Genomic DNA, 24,744 nt, shown 5'->3' on the forward strand with positions numbered 1-24,744 from the left:
GTTAATGTAAAATAATAATAGTGTATTATTTTTTCTAGACAGGGTATAAGTGGAAGATAAGATGAATAAAATGGAGAAGACTCTAATGGTTCTTCTCCATTTTTTTATCTAATTGGTAATGTTGAAAATCGGAAGTGAAATGATACTTTCAAAGAATTCATTTTGAACACTAGCAAATGAAATAGAGCCCTGATGCAAATCAACAATTTGTTTTGAAATTTTTAGCCCAATTCCAGTCGTTCTAATTTTAGAAATATCAATATTTTTAAAAGATAATTCATTAAGTTCAGCAATTTTTTCTGGTGAAGCTCCCTGTCCATTATCTTTGATTTCGACAATTACATTTGTATCTTTTTTGTATAAGTGGATTCTTATTGTGCAACCCTTTTCGTTATGTAAAACAGAGTTGTAGATGATATTATGGATAACTCTTGTGATTAAAAACTGCTCAATCATGATAGATTGATTAACAAGTGAATAATCGTAATCAAATTCAAATTCAAATTCATTCCAGATTTCTTGATTTAAAATATGGATGAGAATGTCTTTGAAGAAGGGGATAATTTTTGTTTCAGTCTGATTTAATTGAAGATGACCGGATGAAAGGCGAGCTACTATATTTAAGTCATTTAAAACATTTTGGATGTAATAGGATTCCGTCAATATTGGACGAATATGTTTTTTAAACTGTGTATCTAGTTCAGAATCATTTAACAAGGACGCGTTAGAAATGATGACAGAAAGAGGTGTTTTGATATCGTGTGCAATACCTGAAATCCATTGCTCTTTAAAGACTTCATTCTCTTTGAGTAGAGTATCGGTTTGATTAATTGCAGTTGTAAGATATTCTAGTTCTGATATAGAATTTATTGGATTTTTCAAACCATCTGGGAGATTCTGAATAGCAGTTACAAGAGGCACAATTTTACGATTGATATGCGTCACGCCATAGTAGTAAAGAAAAGCGAAATAAAGGCAGTTGAAAAGCAATACTCCAAATGCTATTAGTGGAAACAGGCGGAGACTATCTATATCTAAGTAATTAAAACTATAACGAGCAATTTTATCTTTTGGAAAACCAACAACAATGATGTATCCACCTTTTATCTGACTAAAAACAGGATAATCTGAAAGATAATAGCGAGAAAACTGTAAAATGTCCCCGTAGTCAAATTGCGAAGGAACTTCTGTAGGTTTATACTGTTCGAACACTTGTTTTCCAGTCTGCTTATCCAATACCATGAGCCATAACTTTTGTTCTTTTAGACTAGAAATATCATTTTCAGGTATGTGGACGTTATTATTTGTGATGGTAATGTGTTCAGAAATTATTTTCACAGTCTCAGTAGCAGTTTGCTTTTTACTAATGTAGAAAACAAAACTGGCAATTAGAATAATATTGGTAATAAAGATAATGATGGAAGAAAAGATAAATTTCTTTAGTGAATACCTTAAAATTTTGGTTTGATTCATAATCATGATAACAATTTATATCCTAGCCCTTTAGCTGTCTTTAAATATTGAGGTTTTGAAGGATTTTCTTCTATTTTTTCTCGAATTTTCCGAATATGTACAGTCAAAGAGTTTTCATAACCAAAGCTATCCACTCCCCAAATCGTATCACAGAGAGATTCGGTTGAAACGATGTAATTTTTATTATCGTAAAGTTTTTTCAAAATCTGAATTTCAATTGGCGTAATAGAAATTTCTGCTCCATTTTTTTGTACTGTTGCATTCCGAAAACTCACCAAAGTCTGTCCAATCTGTATTGTTTCCTGTTCTGATTTATAACTTCTACGGAGCAGAGCCATAATACGATAGATAAGATTTTTTGGAATGAAGGGTTTCATGATATAATCATCACCACCAGCATTGAAACCAGCTATCTCATCTTCAGGATTATTTTTGGCAGTCAGAAAGAGGATAGGAGTATCGCCTTTTTTTCGGATATGTTTTGCTAATGTGTAGCCATCCCCATCGGGTAGCATAATGTCCAAAAGGAAAAGGTCGAACTGCTCTATTTCAATCATGTCCAAACTAGATTCTATATCATAGGCTGATGTTAGATTGGAAAATCCGTAGGCAGTGAGAATATCTCTTATGGAAGAGTTTAAAATTTTGTCGTCATCAATGATAAGGATGTGCTTATTCAGGAGTTGTTGTTCGAAACTCATAATCTTACCTCGCTTATTTAAATTATACCATTTAAAAGAGTGAAAAAAAGAAAAATACTTTAATCTTAATGTAAAATTAAGGTTAGCTTAGTTTAAAATTAATCTAGCATGTCTATAATAAAGACATAACCTAGATAGAGATACTTCTCAAATAAATTTTAATCAGTGAGGTATTTCCAAATGGCTAAACAACAAATGAATCTCGTTGAGGAGGAAGTTCATAATGATTAGTAATGTTTTACAGATAAAAAACTTACAAAAGGAATTTAAGGACACTCAGGTAGTTAACCTTAGTTCCTTATCAGTTCAACAAGGTGAGATTTATGGTTTTCTAGGTCCAAATGGAGCTGGGAAAACAACCACCATGAAGATGATTTTGTCTTTGATTTCTCGTACAGCTGGGGATATTGAAGTGTTCGGTCAATCCATAGGTACGGACAAGCAGTATCTTAATCAGATTGGCTCTATGATTGAAGAACCGTCTTATTATCCTAATTTGACAGGCTATGAAAATCTCTTGGTTTTCCAAAAAATCCTTGGATTTGATAAGAAAAATATTCAGGAAACCTTGAAAATTGTTGGGTTAGATCAACCTAAAAACAAGAAAAAATTGGTTAAAGATTATTCTCTGGGTATGAAACAGCGTTTGGCTTTAGCCTTTGCCTTAGTCAAGAAACCGCGTTTGTTGATACTGGATGAACCAACTAACGGGCTAGACCCAGCAGGGATTCATGAAATTCGGGAACTGATTATCAAGTTGGCAAAAGAACAGGGCATTACTGTCTTCATCTCTACCCATATCCTTTCTGAAGTAGAGCATATCGCTGACCGTGTAGGGATTATCAATCATGGTCAACTCGTTTACGAGGGAGAAATTCGTAAAATTCAGTCCAATAAATGGCTGGAAGTGCGTGGGGATTTTAGAGGTCGACATGAAGCCATTAGCCAAGTGTTATTTGGTTATCCGTGCAAGATGTTAGAAATACATGAGGATAAACTCAAGCTGACTAACCTTGCCGACCAGCAGATTTCTAGTTTGTTACGAGATTTAATAGTCGAGGAAGTTCCAATTTATGAAGTGAAGCAAGAACAAGAAACCTTGGAATCTATCTTCCTCAACTTAACCAAGGAGTGAGTCTTATGTTGAATAATTTGTCTATTGAATTGCTCAAGGCAAAACGAACCAAATCCTTCTTCATTATCATACTAGTTATGGGAGTCGGATTTGCTTGGGCAATTGCAGCCGCTACACGCTACCTAAGTAATCCAGACATGCACCAGATTAACCTAATTTTCTATATGATAAAAGAAGTAAATGGCTTGATTCTCCCTATCGTGATTGCTCTCTTTGTATCCCGGATTGTCAAGAACGAGAAGGAGGGCAACACTTTCAAACTGCTTATGGCAAATGGTGAAAATGTACGGCATATCTTTCTGAGTAAGCTTGGCCTGACTATGTTCGTTTTGACCTTTCTCGCTATTTTGGAGGGAGTAGTAGTCCAGTTGATTGCAAACTTTTCTGGTCTAGAAATGCCTGTTAGCCTAATCCTCTGGCAAATCGTCATTTTCTTGCTAGCATCTTTTGTCTTAACCTGTCTGTTTTTGACTTTGCAGTTTTTACTGAAAAAGCAGGCATTGATAATGGCATTAGGGATTTTCGGAGGATTTCTTGGAGTTGGATTTGGTCATGCAACAGCTTTTCTACAGCTGATTTTCCCATTTGGTGGTATAGCATATCTGTCTCTGGTGGATTACCAGAAAGTCGCCAGTCAAGTGAGTTATGTTTTGGCGACAAACCTAGGATTTAAACTCTTTACATATTTGCCAATAGCCCTAATCTATCTCTTCTTATCTCTCTATCTAGTTGAAAAGAAAGGAGGCAAGCTATGATGTCTTATCTATCAGTAGAATGGCGGAAAACCCAAAAATTTTCCATGTTGATGATTGGTATTTTCTTCTTAGCTTTTTGTAGCCTGATTGGTCTTGGTATTTACTTAGGTGCAGCTTATTCTATGGTTGCAGAAAGTGAAAAAGTGCCTGTTTTATGGGGACAATTGACCTTCTATTATAGCCAGCTTTTCTTTCCGATTTTGGTCAGCATTTATGTAGCCATGATGTTAGGAAAAGAGTTTGATAGGAAAAATATTGAATTTCTCAGAGCTAATAATGTCAGTCTTGGGAAATTATTGTTGGCAAAAGAAATAGTAATTATCTTGTTTATTGCTGTTTTACAGTTGTTCTTGTTTGGTATTTTTTATGTCAGTGCTCACCTAATTCATTTAGAAATTTCTAATTTGTTCACCTACCTTAAGTGGGATTTATTGGGGATTTTTGGAACAATTAGTATGATGGCAGTACAGTTTTTTGTGACAGCTAAAACTCGTGTTTTTAGTAAATCTGTGGGAATTGGTTCTATTGGTACTTTCGTAGGATTCATGATGATTTTTGTATCAGATAAATTATCTTTAATCTATCCCTACTCCCAAGCTATGGTGGCAATGCGGTCACGGAATTTGATAGACTTTAATTTAGTGGAAATATTGCTGTTTATCATTGTAAATATTCTTCTGTGGGGGATTTTTCATACATTGAGTAATAAAGAATTGCATAAGTAATGCGAAGACTCTCCGGAGTCTTTTTTATTTGAAAAAAACACCTATTCAGGAAAATAGGTGTGAATGATGTTATTTATATCCATATTGTTTTAGTGCGTTATTATATGCTTCGCTATCTTTAAGATAGTAGTCGTGCTTAACTCCACTAATATCAACAGAAAAGACCCCATCTTTAAATGAATATTCTTCTGTTCGACTTGCAATATTTTGTCCAGTTAATTCGATCGTATTCTTTTTTTTGTTAATGATAAAACTATCGGCTTCTCCATGCTCTATGGAAGCATTATCTCCTTTAATAGTAAACGCCAACTCGTTTCTTTCACTTGAGATCCAATAATACTCACCATCTAAAGATTGGTGGTTGTTTTTTGAGCAAGCAATTAAAGTAATTATTGATAATGAAAGCAGTAATATACCTACTAATTTTCTCATAATCTTTGCCTCCTTTTATAATATTACTATACCAAAATAATGTTACAAAACTGTATTAATGTCTGTTATAATGGAAATTTCAAATAATGTCCATTATAACAGACATTAGTAAATTATAGAAAAAGATCTATATTTGGCTATAGTTTTACTAAATCTCTACGACTATAGATTAAAAATGTATACACTTCTATTTTACAAGTTCAACTTAAGAAAATCCCAATTACAACCATTTAACAAGTAATATAAAAAGAGTTCAATTGTCAATCCCTTTTTTAGATAAAGAAAATAATAATGGTGCTAATTAGGATTAATACCTAAATAAGTTTTAATTTTCTTTTCAAGAAAATCAATATGTTGGTTAATTTCAGTTTGTTGCTTATGAAGTTCATCAAGTTGAAAAAATAGTAGTCTAAGTCGTTGAGGAATTGTGGAGTCTCCTTTATATCTTAGGTCAGTGTATTCTTGCATATTTTTAATAGACATTCCCGTCTTTTTTAATCTAATAATGAATTGAGCCCACGCTATATCAGAGTCATCATAGTATCTACGATTATTTTCTTCTCTGTGTGAGTAAATCAATTTTTCTTGCTCATAGTATCGAAGTGTGGAAATAGGAAGTCCAGTTTTTTTAGCAAATTCTCCAATAGAATAGTAAGCCATAATATTTCCCCCCTTTATTTTTTATTATTTTAGCATAATTTTTAAAAAATTAAAAAATTTTCAGTTTTCTCTTGACATAAAGTGCGCTTTACTATGTAAAATACATAGTATCAAAGGAATTTGATATAAAGCTAGGAGAGGAGGTAATACCATATAGACGAAAAATTGGTTTGAAGGAATAGAGAGCTCCAAAGGGGCTTAGTGATAAGGCTGTCAAGAACCTTGATGGGAGCAGCGACTCTTATAAAAAATGCAAATAGCAATCTGTAAAGGAGAAAAAAGTATGGGACAAACGAAGAATTATACTTGTATTACTGGAGCCAGTGCTGGTATAGGAGCGGAGACAGCAAGACAATTTGCAAAATTAGGAACGAATCTTATTTTAATTGCTCGGCGTCAAGAACGACTAGAAAAATTGAAGCAAGAGATTTTGAACCATTATCCGGATTTAGATGTTGTTATTAAAGTTGTTGATTTATCGAAGTCCAGTAATATTTTTGCTCTTTATGAAAGCTTGAAAAAATATCACATTACTACGCTAATAAATAATGCTGGTTTTGGAAATTATGATAAGGTTGAATCTCAAGATTTAGAAAAGATAATAACATTAATCCATCTAAACATTGAAGCTTTAACAATTCTATCAACTCTATATGTGAGAGATTATAAAGATTGTAAAGGCGCTCAATTGATTAACTTATCATCTAGAGGCGGATACATGATGGTTCCAAATGCAGTTACATACTGTGCAAGTAAATTTTATGTCAGTGCTTTTACAGAAGGCTTGGCATTGGAACTAGAGGCAAATCAACATCAATTAAAAGCTAAGGTTTTAGCTCCAGCTGCCACAAAAACGGAATTCGGTCAAGTTGCTACAGATTCTAAAGAATATGATTATGATGAGCATTTTGCTAAATATCACACAAGTGAAGAGATGGCACAATTTTTGATGGAATTATATCAAAGTGACAAAGTTGTTGGTTTAGTTGATGTTACAAATTTTGATTTTCATCTTAGTGGGCCACTACTTAATCATTAATTATTTTAATAAATAGAGATAATATGTATTGAATAATAATAGTTGCAGCCATTTTATGACAAGAAAAAAGCTTCTGAAATGTTAGATTTCAGAAGCTTTTTGTCTATCTATTATGATTTAAACCTTGGTAAGTTATAATTTTCTGTGATATTTAGGATATTTAAAAATATAGAAGTATTTTTGTAGACTAATTTACAATTTTTCCAGTATTTTACCAAGTAGTTCTTCTAACTTTCTTAATTCTCCATAGACAGTTCCGTCCATATAAAGGTTGTAAATTTCATCATCTTGTTCCACTCGTATTTGTGCAGAATAACCTTTTGATAGTGCTAAGGAACGAATAACTTCTCGTTGAGTTCGTCCATTCCCTTCTCGAAAGGGATGGAAATAATTAAGATTATCAAGAATTTTTGCTAATTGTTTAATAATCTCATCTTTTGAATTAGCAGTTTGATAATAGGTATGAATAAGGCGATTTATATATGCTTGGGCAGTACTGAAAGATTGTATTGACATAAAAGGATTCCCATTTTTTGAGATATTCACCTTGCGAAATTGTCCCGCCCAAGCATAGACATCTTGAAATAAATATTTATGAATGGCTAAAATATCACTAATGGAGTAGACTTCTATGGTTTTCAAGCGCAAGTCTGCAAGCCTTCTAGTAACGAATAAATGCTCATTCCGGTAGGCTTCTTCAATATTTGTAATATTTTGTTTGTTGATTAAGACTGTAGAATTTGGATAGGTATATTGGTGATTGGGATCAATGTACTCATAGCCTTCGTATTGATTTTTAACCAATATTCAATTCCTTTCGTTTGTTGATAACATAAGTTTTTAAATCAATCACATCTTGAACAGTAGGTTCATAATTTTCAATCATTGATGACCCAATAGCATACCAGACGGTATCAAAATCTGAAAAGTTATCAAAGGGAATTCCTAAAATTGTTAATTCTTCTTTATTTACATCAAGAGTCATGGCACACCTCCTTGTATAGAGTTATCCTTATTATACCATAAAATCGGTATTTTCACCTAAAGGATAGAGACTGTTATTAAAGCCAGAAAACTAGTTTTGTTCGCTTTTTATATTTGAGGTCAGACTTTTGTTCCAACCTCTTTATTTTATATTGTTTTTAGAATTAAAATATTGAGCTTAAGATTTATCTTTCTTAAACGCCCCTGCTTGTGCATACAATAACCATGATAAGGCAATCATAATAGCTGCGAAAACAGAAATTCCTGAGAATCCTGTAAATTTCACAAAGAGAACTCCTCCCACTATACCTGCAATTGTTTCACCTAAATACATTACTGCATTTGATAATGAAGAAATCGTACTTCGTGCATTTTCAACAGTACCTTGCAAAGTCGCCATAAACAAAGGAAAAATAAATCCATTATTTATATAGATAATTATTAATAAAATTTCGGCTACCCAAAAATTATTAGCAAAAGGTAGAATAAGGTAGAGGATAATTAATGTAAGTAATTCAGTTTTAAAAGTTCTTTGTAAACCAAATTTTTTAACCAATTGACTTCCAAATAAAGAACCCAATAAGTTACCTGCACCAATAGCTATAATTGCAGTACTAATGTTAGTTAAACTCATATTAAAGTCATTGGTAAACCATGTAGATATGAAGGTAATGGCTGTAAAAGAACCTGTTTGAAAAACAAAATAAGCAATTAGATAACTAACTGATTTTTTATTAGTTAGGATATTTTTATAAGCCTCTGTAAAAGAAATTCTATTTGCTTTTCCAATTTCAAGTTTTGGTAGAAAAATATGGATTAAAATGAGAAGTATTAAGGAAGCAAACGCAATCGTATAAAAGGGAGTTTGCCAAGAAAAGTTTGCCAGATAGCCACCAATAGGTACCCCAGCCATTTGAGAAACGGATAAACCAGCGGTCGCATATCCCATAACCTGCACAATATACTTTTTATCAACAACAATAGGAATTGAAGCCCAAACTTGTGGAGTTATAAATGAAGCACTGATACCTGCAAATAAGCGAAAAAGGAGCATTAAAGGAAAACTTGTTGCAAAACCACATAGAAAAGTTGAAATGGTAAAAGCAATCAGCCCATAAGTCATTACTTTTTTTCTATCACGACCATCTGAAATTGGGCCTGAGATAAGGGCAAATACAGCATAACCTATTGCATATGCGCTGACCATCCAACCAGAAACTGAAGAATTTATATTATATAGGTTTGCTAAAGTTGGAAGCAGTGGAGAAATTAAAAATGTATCGGTCCCTATAATGAACATTGTTAAGAAGAACAAATAAGAGTATTTTTTCATTGTATATTAACATCACTTTCTAAGAATATTTTTGTTATAAGTTATAAATAGATACTTTACGTAATAATTGCTATCCAGTTCTGTTTCATAAAACACCTCCTTTTTAAATTTAATAGTTAAACAATTATTGAACTATTAAACTTTATATTATCACTATAATGCAGAAAAGTCAACGACGGCCGTACAAAAAATTGACAAGTGTTTATTTCAATAGTAAAATTACTTTATGACTATGAAACAATATAACCTTAGCGAAGATGATTTAAGAGTTAAAATTTTTAAAGCATTAGCAGATAATGTTCGTCTAAAAATTATTAGATTACTGTACAGAGCGAATACTGAACTAAGTTGTGGAGAAATTGGCGATTTGCTCATTATTAGTAAATCAGCTGCTTCGTATCATTTTAAAACTTTGCGAGAAGCTGGTCTTACTACAACAAGAAAAGTAGGTCAGAATAAATTTGTAAAGTTAAATCATGAGACATTTGATACTTTCTTACCTGGCTTTCTTAATTCTTTAGACAAATAATCAAATGCATTTCAACTAGACCAGTAGTTTTCTTGTGTTAACGGGGAGGTATATGAAAAGATATTTAAAAAATGTAGTTTGTGATGTTTTATTTAGAAATACTGGTTCAACAACTACTTTATTAGAGGCATTGACTAATGACCATGTTGATGTAGAAATAGTTAAGGAAGAAATCTCTTTCTAGTAATGTTTCGCAACTCTACTATAACGGATTTATTCCTTTTTGTGTTTACACAACTTATTGTACACTACCCTAAAATTTGGTTTGATATTAGAAATAAAACAAATTTATAGATTATAGAGGTGTCAAATTATTTTGTATGTATTACACATGAAAAATTGTTCTATTAATCTTCATATTCATTCTTACACAGTTTAATTATATTTAACTACTAAAGATTTAATTTCCTAATTATGAGATTTTTGTTGCACTATATTTTACAATTTATCAAATGAAAAAGCAGTCCAAGTCTTCTGAAATCTGATCTAAAGCTATTTATAAATTACTTGAAATCAAACCGTGTCAAACCAGGTCTTACGATTTGTAAGTAAAAGAACAAATAAAAAAGAGGAGCTTCACACTAAAGTTCCTCTTCTTTTAAATATCCGAATCATTATTTTTATTTCAAAAAAGGTAGTGAAAAAGGTAGTGATTCGGTTGATTTATATTGCAATGTAGTGAAATTTAGAATTTCAGGAATCGCTTAAAATCAAGGGTTTTCACATCTATTGACGTGTAGTGAATCCCTATTTCACCTCGGTAAACACAACGTGTTTGCGAAGTTTTGGTGAGTATTTCTTCAATTGAAGACGGTCTGGAGTGTTACGTTTGTTTTTAGAAGTAAGGTACAAGCGTTCACCAGATTCTTTGTGTTCAAGTGTAATATTTACGCGCATGGTATCTCCCTTCTATTATTCAGCTGATGCAGCTTTAGCGATCTTACGTCCTTTGTAGTATCCTTTAAGTGATACACGGTGAGAACGTGAGTAATCTCCAGTTGCTTCGTCAAAGTTTACAGATGGAGCTGTTACTTTGTAGTGCGTACGACGTTTGTTTTTCTTCGCTTTTGATGTGCGACGTGCAGGTACTGCCATTTTGATTTCTCCTTTTAAGATATAAATTCAGTTAGGTTTGATTTTCATCAACTTTAATAGTATATCAAAACTTTTTTGTAAAGTAAAGTTACTTGACAAAAAAAGATAAAAAAATTTTCCTATCCAATCTTCTGGATAGGAAAATAAATTAAATATCAATCTCGAAGGGTTCATCAATGGTTTCTGGGATGTATTTCCCGTCTTTTTTACGTTGCTTGACACATTCTGTAAGGAGATATTCAATCTGCCCGTTAACTGATCGGAAGTCATCCTCTGCCCATGATGCGAGTGCAGCATATAACTTTGCCGAAAGTCGAAGGGGGATTTGCTTTTTTTTAGCTTCTGCCATTTCTAATAAAGGCTTCCTGTATTGACAATTGGTTGTGCATCATGATTGCCACAGAGAACTACTAGAAGATTTGAAACCATAGCAGCCTTCCGTTCTTCGTCTAGCTCTACAATCTCTCCTTCGCTCAGGCGTTCAAGGGCCATTTCAACCATTCCTACAGCGCCGTCTACAATCATCTTACGTGCATCAATAATGGCTGATGCTTGTTGACGTTGAAGCATGACAGCTGCAATTTCCGGTGCATAAGCTAAGTAAGTAATACGTGCTTCAAGAATTTCCAAGCCAGCATCCTCTACACGATTTTGAATTTCCTCACGAATGCGACTAGCTACAATTTCACTAGAACCACGGAGGCTTCCTTCGTCGGCTTGTCCATCACCTGTAGTATCTACATTAGGAGACACATCGTAAGGATAGATGCGGACAATATTACGAAGGGCGCTATCACACTGCAATGACAGATATTCTTTATAGTTATCAACGTTGAAGACTGCTTTTGCCGTATCAACTACACGCCAAGTAACGGCAATACCGATTTCAACAGGGTTCCCTAAGCAATCGTTAATTTTTTGGCGAGAATTGCTCAAAGTCATAACTTTGAGAGAAATCTGCTTTTTGCCAATTTCAAGATTTACGTCATTACCATTTGATGATTTAACTCCTGAAAAAGGAGATTTCGTGCTAACATCCCCACTTTGACCAAGTCGAGTGTGGTTTGCAGGATTGACTGCTATACTGAAGGGATTGACAAAGTAAAAACCAGGTTCTTTAATGGTACCCGTATAGTTACCAAAGAGGGTCAAAACCAGAGCTTCCTGAGGTTTGACAACTTTTAAACCAGCATGAGCTAGACCTGCAATTAAGCTTAATAAAAGTCCGATAATAATTCCAAAAATGTTTTCTGAACCAGCACCCATTATAAATATAAGGAAACCAAGTACGAGTGCCAACTCAATGAGTACCAATGCTACTACACCATTTGGTTTTGAATTGATTAGTTTTTCAGTCATCAGAATGACCTCCTGTATTTGATATCTAAATGATATCACTTTAATTTTAAATGTCAACAAAAATATGCAATCTTTTTTAAGAAGATTTCAATGGTTTGAATTGTCTGAAAATTCAAGAATTTTCTTCTGTTCATTGTTTTTAAAATGTGCTATAATGGTAAAAACTGAAATGGGAGGGAACTTAATGACAGAATTAGATAAACGTCACCGCAGTAGCATTTATGACAGTATGGTTAAATCACCAAACCGTGCCATGCTTCGTGCGACTGGTATGACAGATAAGGACTTTGAAACACCAATTGTGGGAGTCATTTCGACTTGGGCAGAAAATACACCATGTAATATCCACTTGCATGACTTCGGTAAGCTTGCAAAAGAAGGTGTCAAATCTGCTGGTGCTTGGCCGGTTCAATTTGGAACCATTACGGTAGCAGACGGGATTGCCATGGGAACGCCTGGTATGCGCTTCTCTTTGACATCTCGTGATATCATCGCGGACTCTATCGAAGCTGCTATGGGTGGTCATAACGTAGATGCCTTTGTAGCTATCGGGGGCTGTGATAAGAACATGCCTGGTTCTATGATTGCCATTGCCAATATGGATATCCCAGCTATTTTCGCTTACGGTGGTACTATCGCCCCTGGAAAACTGGATGGCAAAGACATCGACTTGGTTTCTGTATTTGAAGGAATCGGTAAATGGAACCACGGTGATATGACAGCTGAGGACGTGAAACGTCTCGAATGTAATGCCTGCCCTGGGCCTGGTGGTTGTGGTGGTATGTATACTGCCAATACTATGGCGACTGCTATCGAAGTTTTGGGGATGAGCTTGCCAGGTTCTTCTTCTCACCCAGCAGAATCTGCTGATAAGAAAGAAGACATTGAAGCAGCTGGACGTGCTGTTGTTAAGATGCTGGAGCTCGGTCTCAAACCGTCTGATATCTTGACTCGTGAAGCCTTTGAAGATGCCATTACTGTGACTATGGCTCTAGGTGGTTCTACAAATGCTACTCTTCACTTGCTCGCCATTGCCCACGCAGCTAATGTTGACTTGTCACTTGAGGACTTCAATACTATCCAAGAACGTGTGCCTCACTTGGCTGACTTGAAACCTTCTGGTCAATATGTCTTCCAAGATCTTTACGAGGTTGGTGGTGTACCTGCAGTTATGAAGTACTTGCTGGCAAATGGATTCCTTCACGGAGACCGCATCACATGTACTGGTAAGACTGTCGCTGAAAACTTGGCTGACTTTGCAGATCTTACTCCAGGTCAAAAAGTCATCATGCCACTTGAAAATCCTAAACGTGCGGACGGTCCGCTTATCATCTTGAACGGTAATCTTGCTCCTGACGGTGCAGTTGCCAAGGTGTCAGGTGTTAAGGTTCGTCGTCACGTTGGTCCAGCCAAGGTCTTTGACTCAGAAGAAGACGCTATCCAAGCTGTCTTGTCAGATGAAATCGTTGATGGCGATGTTGTCGTTGTTCGTTTCGTTGGACCTAAGGGTGGTCCTGGTATGCCTGAGATGCTATCACTTTCATCAATGATCGTTGGTAAAGGCCAAGGAGACAAGGTTGCCCTCTTGACAGACGGACGCTTCTCTGGTGGTACTTATGGATTGGTTGTTGGACATATCGCTCCTGAAGCTCAGGATGGCGGATCAATTGCCTACCTTCGTACAGGCGATATCGTCACTGTCGACCAAGATACGAAAGAAATTTCCATGGACGTTTCCGATGAAGAACTTGAAAAACGCAAGGCAGAAACAACCTTGCCACCACTCTATAGCCGTGGTGTTCTTGGTAAGTATGCCCATACCGTATCTTCTGCATCACGTGGTGCCGTTACAGATTTCTGGAATATGGAACAATCTGGTAAAAAATAACTAGAAAATAAGCAGTCGCTAAATGACTGCTTTTTCTAGTTATTTGTATTTTCTCATAGAATGTTATAAAATCTTTGCTCTAACTATGATTACAAAGGAGAAATGATGTTTTCACAAAATACAGGAATTATGCTCTACGTAGATGATGTAGCAGTGGAGAGAGACTTTTGGTTTGCCATTGGATTTGAAGTTTTTAATCAACCAGAAATAATGGAATTTGAAACTTTTGAGATGAAACCTCACGCTGACAGTACGCTGACTTTCACTATCTATGCTAAGGATTTTATTCGTCAAGTATCACCGGAGGTAGTCGATATGAAACCCAGCCTACTCTTTGAGTCAGCAGACCTTCACGGTCTTCATCAACGCCTAGCTGCAGTGACTGATACCACTAGTTCGATCAATACTCAGCCTTTCCCTAACTTTAACTTTGCAAATCCAAGTGGACACTATTTTGCAGTTAGAGGAATCTAATAACAAAAAGGAGCCTGGGACAAAAGTCCTAGCCTCTCAATTGTCTTTGGATTGTCGAGCAAGACGCAGTGGTTGAGTGGGCTCTACTACGCTGATTTCATCAGCTTTTACAGCCCTACTCAACTGTGCGGAGGTGGGACTACGAAATCGAATTCTATCGAATTACCGATTCCTGTCCCACTCTCTCTTGTTTTTTAGCGCGGTGGTAGTCCAAGTGCTATACGTCCATAGCGACTGATGCGTGTAATCTTCCAGGCAGGTGACCAGGTAACTTTAACCCTAACATCCTCAATTCCTTCAATCTGTTTCAGACCTGCCACAATTTCAATAGGTAAACTTTCTGCACAGTCACAGGCTGTATCGGTGAAGGTCATGACAATTGTACAAAGACCAGCCTCGTCCAAATGAATCTCGTAAATCAAGCCAAGATTATAGACATCTAATTCCACATCTGTATCGTAAACTTTTTCTAGCTTGTCAATGATTTGATTTCCTAATGCTAAAGCACGGTCATTAATCTTGATGTCTTCTCTCATTGCATTCCCTCCATTTTCTGACTGCACCTATTTTCTCATAATTCTGACAATTTGGCAAGCTTTTCCCAATCAAGACGTGATCCGCCATAAAAACGAAAGCCTAGAGATTGCCAGAGTTGGGCCAAATCACCCAAAGATCTAACAACCTAGAGTAAGACGATATTGCCATAAGTTAGAGAGAGAAGCTTAGAGAATGAATTATTTTCTAAGAAGTACTTTTTAAAAAGAAAAAGTAGAGAAAGGTCATCTCTACTTTTTAGATATTATTTTGACTTCACAGGCTTATCTGCCAAGGCCTTGATAGCTGATGCTATCGTTTCTGCGTAGAGCTTAGCACCCTCTTCTAATTTGGTATTATCACTTCCAAAGTGAACCTGGTCCGTTCCTTTCCAGATGTCTGGATGATCTTTAGACACCTGATTCCAGTCTGCAACCTCAATGTAAGGATACTTTTGAGCTACTTCACGCACATAGCTAGCATACTGTTCTACATAAGGCTGAGTTGCTTGAGTTGTATCACCCTCATAAGGTGTCACAAGTACAAGCTGATGTCCCTTAGGTAGATTTGTTATCAAAGAATCAATATCAGCCTTATAATCCTCAGGGTTATTCACTCCAGTAGCAATAACAACTATTTTAGGGAGGACTTTATTCTGACTGTGGTTGAGCATAATAGCATTGGCTTGCTTGGTATTTCTGCTTACTTGACCATCTGTCTGAGCGTCTGGTAGAACCTCTTTAAGTCCAGGTGTTGCACGCAAGGTTACAGAATCTCCGATAATGGATACACCTTCAGCAATATTGTAGCGACTGGCTTCTGCTTGATCCGCCATGGTTTTTGTACGGGTAATATTGGTTTGAGCTTGATTGAGGCCATTTACCATCAAATCCGTTTCAAAAGCACCGACTTGGGGAGCTATGAGCATCACAATCAGTGTCAGCAAGCTAAGAAAACCGACGCTACCCGCAAAGATTGGTTGAATATGCGGAATTTCTTTTACCCTTTGCAATAAGCTAGTGTTCTTCCCGGCAATGAAAGGTTCAATCACATAGAAAGAAAGGCTTGCAAAGAGATAAGAAAAGATAGTGGTGAGAATCACTGCCGGTAGATTGCTCATCAACTGAGAGAAAATGATATAAAACGGCCAGTGGAAAAGATAAACGGCATAGCTCGTATCAGCTAAGAAGCTAATTACCTTGGGTTCTTCAATCGTCGGAGTTTTCTCATGTAAAACTCGTGCTGCAACGATCATCAAAAGGGCAGCTAAACTTGCCAACAAGAAGCCAAGCAAGTAGGCAAAGAGATAATTGAATTTCACAAAGAAGGTCAATAAGAGTAAAACTCCGAGACCAGCCCCAAATACTAGCAAGGTCTGTTTCAAGTCTAGGGTTTGATTCAAACGTTTGAGAAGAGGTGTCGTATGACGAACTCCTATCAAGGTCGCAAGCACACTTCCTAAAAAGAATGGATAAACATGAGTCAAACTTGAAAAGTAAAGCGTTGAGTATGAGCTAACGATAAAGCTACCAATAAACATTGAAAGAAAGCTAACGACGAAGGTAGCTGAAGATAGTAGAAAGACCATTCCCCGTAGTTGCCCACCTGTTTTGGCTTGCTTAGACATGAGCCAAACTGCCAAGCCCCACAAGATATAGTAATGAACTTCAACCGCTAAACTCCAGTTGTGAACAAAGAGGTGAGGGATAAATTGAGATTCATAACTTCCTCCTGTCAGCATTTCATAGAAGTTAGTCATAAAACCAAGGACACCAGCAATCTGACCACCGATTCCTGCCACATAATCCTGTCGAACCAAGAAAGTAAAAGGCATAACAACCAGGATCATCAAGACGACTGGGGGAAAAATCCGATAGAAGCGTCTCCTGAAAAATCCTAAGATATCGATTTTCCCTTTTTGTCCAAATTCTTCTAACAGGAGTGACGTAATTAGGAAACCTGAGAAGGTGAAAAAGACATCAACCCCGAAGAAACCTCCTGGAAAAACCGTCTGAAAGAAATGGTACAAAAGCACCAAGAGTAAGCCTGTAATCCTGATCAAGGAAAACCATTTAATACGCATACGAGTTTATTCTCCGTTCATTAGAGTAGTTAAAAAACCATCTAATGTTCATTCCATATTACCTTTATTTTATCAAAAAAAGAAGAAAAATCCTAAGAGAAAACTTAGGATTTCAGCTTTAGATTGATAATCTTAGAAATTACGACCTGATTTATTGTAGCCATATTTTTCAACAAAATGCTCACGGAATTCCAAGAGATTGTCATCCATAATAGCCTGACGGACCTGCTTCATGAGATTGAGCAAGAAGTAGAGGTTATGGTAACTTGTCAAGCGGATACCAAAGGTTTCGTCAGCCTTGAGCAAGTGACGAAGGTAGGCACGGGTGTAGTTCTTACATGTGTAGCAATCGCACTCAGGATCAAGTGGGGTAAAGTCCTCCGCAAACTGGGCATTCTTGACAACCAAACGTCCTTGGCTAGTCATACAAGTTCCGTTACGAGCGATACGAGTCGGCAAGACACAGTCAAACATATCAACCCCACGAATAACCCCATCAATCAAGCTATCTGGTGCTCCCACTCCCATCAAGTAGCGAGGTTTGTTTTCAGGAAGGAGTTGAGTGGTGAAGTCCAAAACTGCGTTCATCTCTTCATGAGTTTCACCTACTGCCAACCCTCCGATAGAGTATCCTGGGAAGTCCATGCTGACAAGGTCATGAGCTGACTGACGACGAAGATCTTCAAATCCTGCACCTTGTACAATCCCAAACAAACCTTGGTCATGTGGACGACGATGAGCTTTTAATCCACGCTCAGCCCAACGGCTGGTACGTTCGATTGACTTCTTCACATAATCATAAGGTTGATAAAATTGAGGACATTCGTCAAAGGACATCATAATGTCTGACCCTAGATTGTTTTGGATAGAGATGGCTTTTTCAGGTGATAGAAACATTTTAGAACCATTGAGGTGGTTCTTAAACGTTACCCCTTCTTCTGTGATGTTACGACTATCCGCTAGAGAGTATACTTGGAAACCGCCACTATCCGTTAAGATAGGTTGGTCCCAGTTCATGAACTTATGAAGCCCACCTGCTCGAGCAATCAACTCATCTCCAGGGCGAAGCCACAAGTGATAGGTGTTGGATAGGATAATTCCTGAACCCATCTCTTTCAATTCTTCTGGCGATTGGGTTTTAACAGTTGCTTGTGTCCCAACCGGCATAAACATAGGGGTTGGGAAGGTTCCGTGGGGTGTGATAATCTCCCCCAGACGAGCTCCTGTGTGTTTTTCTTTTTTAATCAATCGATATTTGATTGGTGAATCTGACATTTTTTACCTCCGAAGCTGGGAAAAACAGTCCCAGTTCTTACTTTGTGCCCAAGGGCATACTGTATGATTCTATCAAAAAAAACAGGAACTGTCACGAACTATGGTATAATGAAAGAATGAAATACCCAAAAATTGATTTAAAAGAAGTTCGTCAACAAGCTAAACAGTTTCAAGCCGAACATCCTCGTCTATTGCTTGTCTTTTTATTACCAAGCATTTTCCTGATTCTATCCAGCTTTATAAGTCCATTATCCCTACTTGATGAGGGGATTCTTGAGCAATCCTTCTTTACTTTTTTGATGAGCTTGATCCAGTCTTCACTCTTTCCTCTAGCAGTCGGATTTACAAGTTCTATTATCCTAGCTGGCGCCCTCTTTACAACCATTAATCTTTACAGAATTTCCGAGATAGAGCTTTCCTTTAAAGATAGTCTGTCCTTACTTGACAATCGCTTCTTCACCCAGACCTTTCTGACTCTCTTGCTCAAGCGTTTCTATCTCTTTTTGTGGAGCATCCCTAATCTTTTTGGTGTCTACTTGCTCTTCTATAGCAGTGCTATGGCTCGTAAATTTGTAGAACTTCATCCCGAATTTCCAGCCGTAGACGTCACCAATTCAGATATCGAACATTTTCTGCTCACTTTTGCACTCTACTTCTTTGGCAGCGTCTTTCTGATGATTTTGGGAACCATTGCCTATCTGCCACAATACTACGCTTATTCCCAAGTAGAGCTTCTCCTATGTGATACCCTTGCAATTGGAATTGCCAAGCCAAGTCGCGTACTCAAAACCAGCCGCTTCCTTATGAAAGGCTATAAGTTCCAACGCTTCGTCCTTGATTTACAGCTACTTCCTTGGTATCTCCTTATCTGGATCAGCTTCGGAATTGCGAGCATCCCTACTTTCCCTTATATCTATAGTAGTCAATTCTTCTTTTATCAAAGATTACTCGAAATCAAGCGGAGAAAAGTTTAATGTGAATGATTAAAACCAGCACCTTCAATAGAAAGTGCTGGTTGTTTTTATCTCAAGAAAAGGATGCTCAAGAGTGCTAAGATTGCTGAACCACCTTGCTTGAGAATGATTTTTTTATCTGCTGTTAAGGCACCATAAGTAGCTGCTCCTATGACAAATAAAACAAAGATTGTTACGATTTCTAAGCTATGTGAGAAATAAATTCCGTAAATAAAAAATACCCCAATCAAGGCATTATAAATTCCTTGGTTTTTAAACAATGAGGTTACAGATGGTCGAGTCAACTCTTCCATTTCCATATTAAAGACTCGACTGGTGGCGTCTGATTGAGTTGCGATACTCTCCAAATAAAAGATATAAAAATGTTCGAGGGCAACAATAGTTGCTAAAATAGTAGTAATGATTGACATCGTTTTCTCCTTAAAATTCTATTTCTTCTAATCCTGATACTAGTTTTGTCAACAAAGCTGTCAGGTCTTGCTGCTCAGTAGAGGATAAGATGTTCTCCATCTGCTCCTTCACTCGCAAGTGATGTTTAGGCGGATTGACCAAGAGTTGATTCTTGGCTTCTTGGGTTAATTCAACTAAGACTTCTCGCTGATTGATTGGATTCCGATTGCGACTGACATAGCCCTCTGACTCCAGTATCTTAAAATGACGGGTCAAGGCCGCCTGGTCAATCTTTAACTTCTCCTGAACGGCAATCTGGTTGCAGGGTGACTGTTGCAGTAAAAACTGCAGGATTTGATAGCGGGTCAAACTAATTCCCAATTGTTTCTTAAAAAGTTGAGTGATCATCTGATCTGTTAAATGGAGCTGGTACAATAAGTCGTTAATTTTTTTCATTTCTACCTCCCTGCGTAAACTTGATTTGTCAACTATTGACTTATCAAGTATATTGCAGAAAGATTAAAAACGCAACTATTTTGCTTACTCACGAAAAATAGCCTCTTGGTTTCAATCCCAAAAGGCTATTACTTCTATATTCTAGATAAAATCCAGCACTAACCTACCAAATCTGCTCGAAGGATTTCTCCCTCTTTATCAATGACCACTTCGATGGCATGGCCTGCAAAAATTTCTTCACGATCATCATAGTAGAGGGTCAATTCTCCATCTTCGTTGATTGATAGTTCACTCAAGGAAAGTGAGTTGGTAAAATACTCTTCTGTTAACACTACATCATTTTCATCTGAATCTATCCAGTCTTGAGCTGTTTCCCACAGTTCTTTGACAATATAGTCTTTAATCCGAGTATCTTGAACTTGGAAAGTTCCCATAAATTTCTTTAGATCATCAAAAGAACTTGGTGGGAGACTTTCATCTGCACTCGCAGCAAAGATAGCATGAATCTTACCACCCTCGTAAGTGATAAATCCTTCAAACCAAGAATAGGCTCTGTTTAAGGTGAATTCGCCAATATCGTCTTGAATGATGACCGGTTTTTGATAGGTTTCAATCAAGGTCTCTAACCTAGAGTCTGTGGATTGGTCATCTAGGTATTCCAGCAAGTGGTAGCAGTTATTAGCTACTTCTGACATATATGGCTCTAACTCCATGAAGGGGCGTTTTTGGCATTTGATATGATGAATTTTGTAGGGTTCAAAACTAAAGCCCCATCTCTTTTCTTCAAATTCCTCAGGAGTCAATACCCATTCCAAACGTCCCTCACGTTCAGAGAAGTCCTGAGTTTCAACATTGACACTAGCTTTAAAATGAACGGACGGCATTTTACAGCCATCTTTTAAAGAAGCAGCCCCATTTACATTTTGGAGGGTAAAAATCAAGAGTTCAACGATTTCTCCAGTAAATTCCTGTTCAAAATCATCTCTTGTTTTCTCAAATGGAGTTTTTAATCGGTTTGTCATCCTTATCACCCTTTCTCTCTATGCTTAAAATCGTTAGCATAACCTTGTATCCGCTTACATTATATCGTGTTTTAGATTTTATTTCACTTATAAAGTGTGTCATAACAAAAAAAGAAGCGGAAACTCAAGTTCCCAACTTCTCATTATTCTTAGTTCATCGATACGTGTACGTGGTCATAGTGGTTTTCTGTAACGCTTCCACGATCTGGCATTGGATTCCAAGTGTAGGCTGGTCCGTATTTGCTATCGAATGGTGCATAGAAACGTTGTTTCCAGATGATGTAGCTGATGCCACGGCTAGCCATATTTTGGATAGCATAATCTGCAATTTGGTCCCCAAGAGCAGAGCTTACTGGAACCATAAAGTCAATGGCAAGACCTTTTCCGTGGTCGCCACTATCTCCTGGACGGTAACCACTAAATGACGTGATTCCGAACAAATTAGCTACTTCCTCTTTAAAGGCAGCCGTTTGTGGCTGAAGACCTGCATTTTCTGATTTTGAAGCTGCAATACTTGCATAATCAGGTGCTGCTGGTGCTGCATAAGTCGCTGATGAACCTTGGCTTGCTTCAGCTTGATAAGTTGATGGTGCTGATTGAGTCTCTGTTACAGTCTCTGTAACTGGTGCTTCTGTTGTAGTCGTTTCTTCCACTACAGGTGTTTCTGCGACCGGCTCTTCTACTGGTGCTGAAACTTCTGTAACGGCTCCTGTTGTTGTTTCTGCTGCAGATTCTTCTGCTGGTGTTGCAACTTCTGTAGTGGCTCCTGTTGTTGTTTCTGCTGCAGATTCTTCTGCTGGTGTTGCAACTTCTGTAACAGCTTCTGTTGTTGCTTCTGCCACTGGCTCAGCTACAGTTGTTTCTGCAACTGGTTGAGTTAAATCTTCAACCTGTACAGTTTGGTCATCTACAGTGACTTGGTTGGTTGTCAAATCTGCTGTTGCAGTTGTACCTTCGCCTCCTTGAACTGTATCAGGGGTTTGAATTTCAACCTCTGTCACTTCTTCTTTTTCATTTACAGTTGTTGTAAGGACTGTCTCAGGGAAGATCAAATCAATATTGCTGATCTTGTTCAAGTTAGCAAGAACGGTCACATCCACTCCCAAAGCTTCGGCAATGGTACTTAAGGTATCACCATACTGAATCGTATAGCTTGTTTTATTCTCACTCTTGGTAACATCGTTTTGAATTTGCTCAACACTACGCGCTGTCCACACTAATTCTTCTGCTTGAGTTGCCAAGGCAGGGGCAAAAGATAATGCTACTGTTGATGCTAAAATAATTCTTTTCTTCATACTATTCAAACTCCTTTTCAAATGTAGTACCTGTCTATCATAACACAAAGAAAATAGAAAAAAAGCCCTTTTGGGGCTATTTAACAGAACTGTACATTCGTTGTAACAAATCACATTACTTGAAATAGTTTGTTAGTTTCCTGTCATCAGGCTGACACATTCTTCTTGAAGAAAATTCTAGAAGGAAAGCGAACTAATATCTTCTAAACGCTCTATCTGTTGATTACAAGTTGCAGGTGAGGCAAGAAAATTGATACTCTGAATCCCACTATTTTGAGCAAATTCGATATCCAAAGTCCGATCACCGATATAATAAGTTTGCTGAGGATCTAGTTCATACTTATCTATAAGATAAATCGCAGCTTCTGGACTAGGCTTCCGAGAAAAGCCACTTTGATTGGTTAAAATTTCTGTGAAATAGTGGGCCAAACCCAAATTCTCCAAAATTGTAAAAGCATTGTCCCCTTTATGGGTATAAACAAACTGCTCAATCCCTTGCTGATCTGCCCAAGCTAAGATTTCACGCGCCCCTGGCATCAGAACAACTTGAGCATTCTTCTCAGCCAAGCTCTGAGCACGAACCTGATTGAGCATATCTGCATCCAAGCCTCTTTCTTCTCCCACCTTTTCCAACAGATCTTGAACGGAAGTTTGTAGAATAAAGGCACGAACCTCAGCCTTATCATAAGGAATGTCAAACTGGTCAAAAGTCTCTTCGATTCCTGCTAAAATAGCCTCATAAGAGTCCAACAAGGTCCCATCTAAATCCCAGATAAATCCAATTTTTTTCATATGTCATCCTTTCAAAGAGATATATTGCTTATAACGATAGTGCAGGAAGAACCAGCGAAAACCATTATCCAAAAGCGTTCCTGCCCAAATACCAGGCAAGCCCCATCCAAGAACAATTCCCATCAGATACCCTGTTCCGATACGGATACACCACATTCCGATACTTGTCGCATAAAAGGGGAGGCGTGCATTTCCCAAACCCTGCCAGACAGCTGTATAAATGACTGTTCCCGTCGTCATAGGAGTTCCTAGTAGAGAGAACAGCGTCACCATAACACTGGCTTCAATAGCCACAGGATTGCTGGTATAGAGGTGACTTAGGGGCGTTCCGAGAGCATAGATACTAAGAGTTAAGGGCAACATAAGAAAGAGGGATAGCCAAAAAGTTTGCTTACTTAAGTTGTCTACCCTTGCCCAATCATCTTCTCCAACTGCTCGAGCTACCTGCATGACTGTTGCTGTAGCAACACCAAAGGCTGGCATATAGTTAAACTGAGTCAAGACTTCACCGATAGCATTTCCTGCGACTGCCTCAGTTCCGAAAGAAACAACCAAGGCAATAATGACCACATCTCCAGCTCGCATCATGAGACGTTCTCCCGCTGCAGGTAAAGCCAAAGTCAGTAAGTCTTTGTCCAGTCCAAAGCTTGGTCTCGTATATGGAAGTTTTAATTGTGACCATAAAATCACAACCCCAACCAAACGAGATAGGATGGTTCCCCAGGCTACACCAGCTATGCCCATATCAAGGATGAAAATAGCTAGACTTGAAAAGAGAATATTCAAGGCATTGGATAAAAGACTCACATAAAGGGGAAGACGCGGATTGTGGGTGGCACGAATCAAGGCACCCAGACTAGTCATCAAGCCCAAGAGAACAATTGTCCCACCGACCAAAGCTAGGTATAGTCCTCCACTCTCAGCTACAGACGCTTCTGTCCCCAAAAGACCAATCATCTCTCGACCGGCAAAGATGGACAAGAACCCTAAAATCAAGCTCAAAAGCAAGGTTATCTTGAGCGCTTCTGTCACATGGTAGGCTAGTCTAGACTGGTCCTTCTGCCCCAAACTTTTTGAAATGACGCTGGAAATAGCTGCTCCCAAAGCAATAAAAATAGCCTGGTAAATGGTGATAATGTTACCCGCTACAGACACACCCGAAATGGCAATTAAGCCTAGATGTGCTACCAGATAACTATCCACCATTCCCATGAGCATCTGTAAAAAATTTTCACCCATGGCTGGCAGAGCTATGTTGAGAATGTCTTTATATTTCTTAAACAATCCTTCCTCCTGATGAAAAGAAACTCAGTTAGTTTCCCAACCGAGTTTACTTCCTCT

General features: G+C 37.5%; 29 protein-coding genes. 9 read left to right on the top strand and 20 right to left on the bottom strand.

The features are described 5' to 3' along the window. Window positions 1-108: 108 nt before the first annotated feature. Together HMPREF2795_RS02250 and HMPREF2795_RS02255 are read right to left on the bottom strand one after the other, a co-directional pair. Window positions 109-1,479, bottom strand: a complete 1,371-nt coding sequence (locus tag HMPREF2795_RS02250; RefSeq protein ID WP_070458754.1) for a sensor histidine kinase — start codon at window positions 1,477-1,479, stop codon at window positions 109-111. Continuing rightward, on the bottom strand, window positions 1,476-2,174 hold the full coding sequence (locus HMPREF2795_RS02255; protein WP_006149379.1) for a response regulator transcription factor: 699 nt from the start codon (window positions 2,172-2,174) through the stop codon (window positions 1,476-1,478). The genes HMPREF2795_RS02250 and HMPREF2795_RS02255 overlap by 4 nt, the downstream gene beginning before the upstream one ends. Before the next feature lie 223 nt (window positions 2,175-2,397). Here HMPREF2795_RS02255 and HMPREF2795_RS02260 point away from each other — a divergent pair, with 223 nt between their 5' ends. From HMPREF2795_RS02260 to HMPREF2795_RS02270, 3 genes are read left to right on the top strand one after another with little or no spacing between them, the layout of a single operon-like run. Next, window positions 2,398-3,309: an ABC transporter ATP-binding protein gene (locus HMPREF2795_RS02260; RefSeq protein ID WP_080979260.1), complete on the top strand. Its 912-nt coding sequence runs from the start codon at window positions 2,398-2,400 to the stop codon at window positions 3,307-3,309. Between the two features lie 5 nt (window positions 3,310-3,314). Next, entirely contained in the window at window positions 3,315-4,064 is a 750-nt protein-coding gene (locus HMPREF2795_RS02265) for an ABC transporter permease (protein ID WP_075228132.1), read from the top strand. Beyond that, a complete protein-coding gene (locus tag HMPREF2795_RS02270) occupies window positions 4,061-4,789 on the top strand; it encodes an ABC transporter permease (RefSeq protein WP_006149384.1) in 729 nt (242 codons plus the stop codon). The genes HMPREF2795_RS02265 and HMPREF2795_RS02270 overlap by 4 nt, the downstream gene beginning before the upstream one ends. Before the next feature lie 69 nt (window positions 4,790-4,858). Here HMPREF2795_RS02270 and HMPREF2795_RS02275 read toward each other — a convergent pair whose 3' ends face one another. Further along, the gene (locus HMPREF2795_RS02275) at window positions 4,859-5,221 is read right to left on the bottom strand and encodes a hypothetical protein (protein WP_049526032.1); all 363 of its coding nucleotides are present in this window, start codon (window positions 5,219-5,221) and stop codon (window positions 4,859-4,861) included. Between the two features lie 297 nt (window positions 5,222-5,518). Beyond that, a complete protein-coding gene (locus HMPREF2795_RS02280; protein ID WP_075228133.1) occupies window positions 5,519-5,881 on the bottom strand; it encodes a MerR family transcriptional regulator in 363 nt (120 codons plus the stop codon). A 283-nt stretch (window positions 5,882-6,164) separates the two neighbouring features. Between HMPREF2795_RS02280 and HMPREF2795_RS02285 the strand changes: the two genes are divergently transcribed. Continuing rightward, complete coding sequence (locus tag HMPREF2795_RS02285) at window positions 6,165-6,920, top strand: SDR family NAD(P)-dependent oxidoreductase (protein WP_075228134.1); 756 nt, start codon at window positions 6,165-6,167, stop codon at window positions 6,918-6,920. Between the two features lie 192 nt (window positions 6,921-7,112). Here HMPREF2795_RS02285 and HMPREF2795_RS02290 read toward each other — a convergent pair whose 3' ends face one another. The 3 genes from HMPREF2795_RS02290 to HMPREF2795_RS02300 form a co-directional block, all read right to left on the bottom strand. Next, the gene (locus HMPREF2795_RS02290; RefSeq protein ID WP_075228135.1) at window positions 7,113-7,724 is read right to left on the bottom strand and encodes a Fic/DOC family protein; all 612 of its coding nucleotides are present in this window, start codon (window positions 7,722-7,724) and stop codon (window positions 7,113-7,115) included. Then, the gene (locus HMPREF2795_RS02295) at window positions 7,717-7,905 is read right to left on the bottom strand and encodes a hypothetical protein (RefSeq protein WP_000171299.1); all 189 of its coding nucleotides are present in this window, start codon (window positions 7,903-7,905) and stop codon (window positions 7,717-7,719) included. The genes HMPREF2795_RS02290 and HMPREF2795_RS02295 overlap by 8 nt, the downstream gene beginning before the upstream one ends. Before the next feature lie 177 nt (window positions 7,906-8,082). After that, window positions 8,083-9,237, bottom strand: a complete 1,155-nt coding sequence (locus HMPREF2795_RS02300) for an MFS transporter (protein ID WP_075228136.1) — start codon at window positions 9,235-9,237, stop codon at window positions 8,083-8,085. Between the two features lie 226 nt (window positions 9,238-9,463). Here HMPREF2795_RS02300 and HMPREF2795_RS02305 point away from each other — a divergent pair, with 226 nt between their 5' ends. Next, complete coding sequence (locus HMPREF2795_RS02305; protein WP_006146248.1) at window positions 9,464-9,766, top strand: ArsR/SmtB family transcription factor; 303 nt, start codon at window positions 9,464-9,466, stop codon at window positions 9,764-9,766. 52 nt (window positions 9,767-9,818) lie between these two features. Further along, window positions 9,819-9,950 (top strand): hypothetical protein, encoded by a 132-nt coding sequence (locus HMPREF2795_RS10860; RefSeq protein WP_006146247.1) that lies wholly within the window; start codon window positions 9,819-9,821, stop codon window positions 9,948-9,950. 563 nt (window positions 9,951-10,513) lie between these two features. Here HMPREF2795_RS10860 and rpmG read toward each other — a convergent pair. From rpmG to HMPREF2795_RS02325, 4 genes are all read right to left on the bottom strand, one after another. Continuing rightward, window positions 10,514-10,663, bottom strand: coding sequence for a 50S ribosomal protein L33 (rpmG, locus tag HMPREF2795_RS02310; RefSeq protein ID WP_001265622.1), 150 nt, complete (start codon window positions 10,661-10,663; stop codon window positions 10,514-10,516). Between the two features lie 15 nt (window positions 10,664-10,678). After that, window positions 10,679-10,861: a 50S ribosomal protein L32 gene (rpmF, locus tag HMPREF2795_RS02315; protein WP_003009516.1), complete on the bottom strand. Its 183-nt coding sequence runs from the start codon at window positions 10,859-10,861 to the stop codon at window positions 10,679-10,681. A 148-nt stretch (window positions 10,862-11,009) separates the two neighbouring features. Then, window positions 11,010-11,210 carry a type II toxin-antitoxin system antitoxin gene (locus HMPREF2795_RS02320; RefSeq protein ID WP_075228137.1) on the bottom strand — a complete coding sequence of 67 codons (201 nt, stop codon included), beginning with the start codon at window positions 11,208-11,210 and terminating at the stop codon, window positions 11,010-11,012. A gap of 2 nt (window positions 11,211-11,212) precedes the next feature. After that, window positions 11,213-12,220, bottom strand: a complete 1,008-nt coding sequence (locus tag HMPREF2795_RS02325) for an SPFH domain-containing protein (protein ID WP_075228138.1) — start codon at window positions 12,218-12,220, stop codon at window positions 11,213-11,215. Window positions 12,221-12,404: 184 nt separating this feature from the next. On the opposite strand from HMPREF2795_RS02325, the gene ilvD reads away from it, so the two are divergent. Both ilvD and HMPREF2795_RS02335 read left to right on the top strand, forming a co-directional pair. Further along, on the top strand, window positions 12,405-14,108 hold the full coding sequence (gene ilvD, locus HMPREF2795_RS02330; protein WP_000137339.1) for a dihydroxy-acid dehydratase: 1,704 nt from the start codon (window positions 12,405-12,407) through the stop codon (window positions 14,106-14,108). Between the two features lie 105 nt (window positions 14,109-14,213). Next, the gene (locus HMPREF2795_RS02335) at window positions 14,214-14,582 is read left to right on the top strand and encodes a VOC family protein (RefSeq protein ID WP_000492762.1); all 369 of its coding nucleotides are present in this window, start codon (window positions 14,214-14,216) and stop codon (window positions 14,580-14,582) included. Window positions 14,583-14,776: 194 nt separating this feature from the next. Here HMPREF2795_RS02335 and HMPREF2795_RS02340 read toward each other — a convergent pair whose 3' ends face one another. The 3 genes from HMPREF2795_RS02340 to tgt form a co-directional block, all read right to left on the bottom strand. Then, on the bottom strand, window positions 14,777-15,118 hold the full coding sequence (locus HMPREF2795_RS02340) for a metal-sulfur cluster assembly factor (protein ID WP_001206377.1): 342 nt from the start codon (window positions 15,116-15,118) through the stop codon (window positions 14,777-14,779). Window positions 15,119-15,381: 263 nt separating this feature from the next. Further along, the gene (locus tag HMPREF2795_RS02345; RefSeq protein ID WP_001220901.1) at window positions 15,382-17,199 is read right to left on the bottom strand and encodes an acyltransferase family protein; all 1,818 of its coding nucleotides are present in this window, start codon (window positions 17,197-17,199) and stop codon (window positions 15,382-15,384) included. Window positions 17,200-17,331: 132 nt separating this feature from the next. Further along, window positions 17,332-18,474: a tRNA guanosine(34) transglycosylase Tgt gene (tgt, locus tag HMPREF2795_RS02350; protein WP_004250663.1), complete on the bottom strand. Its 1,143-nt coding sequence runs from the start codon at window positions 18,472-18,474 to the stop codon at window positions 17,332-17,334. A gap of 116 nt (window positions 18,475-18,590) precedes the next feature. On the opposite strand from tgt, the gene HMPREF2795_RS02355 reads away from it, so the two are divergent. After that, window positions 18,591-19,448, top strand: coding sequence for a DUF975 family protein (locus tag HMPREF2795_RS02355; RefSeq protein WP_075228139.1), 858 nt, complete (start codon window positions 18,591-18,593; stop codon window positions 19,446-19,448). A 47-nt stretch (window positions 19,449-19,495) separates the two neighbouring features. Here HMPREF2795_RS02355 and HMPREF2795_RS02360 read toward each other — a convergent pair whose 3' ends face one another. From HMPREF2795_RS02360 to HMPREF2795_RS02385, 6 genes are all read right to left on the bottom strand, one after another. Next, on the bottom strand, window positions 19,496-19,858 hold the full coding sequence (locus HMPREF2795_RS02360; RefSeq protein WP_075228140.1) for a DUF1304 domain-containing protein: 363 nt from the start codon (window positions 19,856-19,858) through the stop codon (window positions 19,496-19,498). Between the two features lie 10 nt (window positions 19,859-19,868). Further along, window positions 19,869-20,294, bottom strand: a complete 426-nt coding sequence (locus tag HMPREF2795_RS02365) for a MarR family winged helix-turn-helix transcriptional regulator (RefSeq protein ID WP_075228141.1) — start codon at window positions 20,292-20,294, stop codon at window positions 19,869-19,871. Between the two features lie 158 nt (window positions 20,295-20,452). Next, window positions 20,453-21,316, bottom strand: coding sequence for a DUF2262 domain-containing protein (locus tag HMPREF2795_RS02370; protein ID WP_000184918.1), 864 nt, complete (start codon window positions 21,314-21,316; stop codon window positions 20,453-20,455). A gap of 149 nt (window positions 21,317-21,465) precedes the next feature. After that, complete coding sequence (locus tag HMPREF2795_RS02375) at window positions 21,466-22,611, bottom strand: LysM peptidoglycan-binding domain-containing protein (protein WP_049502673.1); 1,146 nt, start codon at window positions 22,609-22,611, stop codon at window positions 21,466-21,468. Window positions 22,612-22,788: 177 nt separating this feature from the next. Then, window positions 22,789-23,403, bottom strand: coding sequence for an HAD-IA family hydrolase (locus HMPREF2795_RS02380; protein WP_000719439.1), 615 nt, complete (start codon window positions 23,401-23,403; stop codon window positions 22,789-22,791). A gap of 3 nt (window positions 23,404-23,406) precedes the next feature. Beyond that, window positions 23,407-24,687, bottom strand: coding sequence for an MATE family efflux transporter (locus HMPREF2795_RS02385; protein WP_075228142.1), 1,281 nt, complete (start codon window positions 24,685-24,687; stop codon window positions 23,407-23,409). Window positions 24,688-24,744 lie beyond the last annotated feature (57 nt).

The organism is Streptococcus sp. HMSC056C01, assembly GCF_001811305.1.
In the GTDB taxonomy this organism is placed as follows: Bacteria; Bacillota; Bacilli; order Lactobacillales; family Streptococcaceae; genus Streptococcus.

Bases quoted from the DNA above. Each gene is read 5' to 3' on its own strand.
- HMPREF2795_RS02250 (WP_070458754.1), bottom strand. From the start codon at position 1,479: ATGATTATGAATCAAACCAAAATTTTAAGGTATTCACTAAAGAAATTT.
- HMPREF2795_RS02255 (WP_006149379.1), bottom strand. From the start codon at position 2,174: ATGAGTTTCGAACAACAACTCCTGAATAAGCACATCCTTATCATTGAT.
- HMPREF2795_RS02260 (WP_080979260.1), top strand. From the start codon at position 2,398: ATGATTAGTAATGTTTTACAGATAAAAAACTTACAAAAGGAATTTAAG.
- HMPREF2795_RS02265 (WP_075228132.1), top strand. From the start codon at position 3,315: ATGTTGAATAATTTGTCTATTGAATTGCTCAAGGCAAAACGAACCAAA.
- HMPREF2795_RS02270 (WP_006149384.1), top strand. From the start codon at position 4,061: ATGATGTCTTATCTATCAGTAGAATGGCGGAAAACCCAAAAATTTTCC.
- HMPREF2795_RS02275 (WP_049526032.1), bottom strand. From the start codon at position 5,221: ATGAGAAAATTAGTAGGTATATTACTGCTTTCATTATCAATAATTACT.
- HMPREF2795_RS02280 (WP_075228133.1), bottom strand. From the start codon at position 5,881: ATGGCTTACTATTCTATTGGAGAATTTGCTAAAAAAACTGGACTTCCT.
- HMPREF2795_RS02285 (WP_075228134.1), top strand. From the start codon at position 6,165: ATGGGACAAACGAAGAATTATACTTGTATTACTGGAGCCAGTGCTGGT.
- HMPREF2795_RS02295 (WP_000171299.1), bottom strand. From the start codon at position 7,905: ATGACTCTTGATGTAAATAAAGAAGAATTAACAATTTTAGGAATTCCC.
- HMPREF2795_RS02300 (WP_075228136.1), bottom strand. From the start codon at position 9,237: ATGAAAAAATACTCTTATTTGTTCTTCTTAACAATGTTCATTATAGGG.
- HMPREF2795_RS02305 (WP_006146248.1), top strand. From the start codon at position 9,464: ATGACTATGAAACAATATAACCTTAGCGAAGATGATTTAAGAGTTAAA.
- HMPREF2795_RS10860 (WP_006146247.1), top strand. From the start codon at position 9,819: ATGAAAAGATATTTAAAAAATGTAGTTTGTGATGTTTTATTTAGAAAT.
- rpmG (WP_001265622.1), bottom strand. From the start codon at position 10,663: ATGCGCGTAAATATTACACTTGAACACAAAGAATCTGGTGAACGCTTG.
- rpmF (WP_003009516.1), bottom strand. From the start codon at position 10,861: ATGGCAGTACCTGCACGTCGCACATCAAAAGCGAAGAAAAACAAACGT.
- HMPREF2795_RS02320 (WP_075228137.1), bottom strand. From the start codon at position 11,210: ATGGCAGAAGCTAAAAAAAAGCAAATCCCCCTTCGACTTTCGGCAAAG.
- HMPREF2795_RS02325 (WP_075228138.1), bottom strand. From the start codon at position 12,220: ATGACTGAAAAACTAATCAATTCAAAACCAAATGGTGTAGTAGCATTG.
- ilvD (WP_000137339.1), top strand. From the start codon at position 12,405: ATGACAGAATTAGATAAACGTCACCGCAGTAGCATTTATGACAGTATG.
- HMPREF2795_RS02335 (WP_000492762.1), top strand. From the start codon at position 14,214: ATGTTTTCACAAAATACAGGAATTATGCTCTACGTAGATGATGTAGCA.
- HMPREF2795_RS02340 (WP_001206377.1), bottom strand. From the start codon at position 15,118: ATGAGAGAAGACATCAAGATTAATGACCGTGCTTTAGCATTAGGAAAT.
- HMPREF2795_RS02345 (WP_001220901.1), bottom strand. From the start codon at position 17,199: ATGCGTATTAAATGGTTTTCCTTGATCAGGATTACAGGCTTACTCTTG.
- tgt (WP_004250663.1), bottom strand. From the start codon at position 18,474: ATGTCAGATTCACCAATCAAATATCGATTGATTAAAAAAGAAAAACAC.
- HMPREF2795_RS02355 (WP_075228139.1), top strand. From the start codon at position 18,591: ATGAAATACCCAAAAATTGATTTAAAAGAAGTTCGTCAACAAGCTAAA.
- HMPREF2795_RS02360 (WP_075228140.1), bottom strand. From the start codon at position 19,858: ATGTCAATCATTACTACTATTTTAGCAACTATTGTTGCCCTCGAACAT.
- HMPREF2795_RS02365 (WP_075228141.1), bottom strand. From the start codon at position 20,294: ATGAAAAAAATTAACGACTTATTGTACCAGCTCCATTTAACAGATCAG.
- HMPREF2795_RS02370 (WP_000184918.1), bottom strand. From the start codon at position 21,316: ATGACAAACCGATTAAAAACTCCATTTGAGAAAACAAGAGATGATTTT.
- HMPREF2795_RS02375 (WP_049502673.1), bottom strand. From the start codon at position 22,611: ATGAAGAAAAGAATTATTTTAGCATCAACAGTAGCATTATCTTTTGCC.
- HMPREF2795_RS02380 (WP_000719439.1), bottom strand. From the start codon at position 23,403: ATGAAAAAAATTGGATTTATCTGGGATTTAGATGGGACCTTGTTGGAC.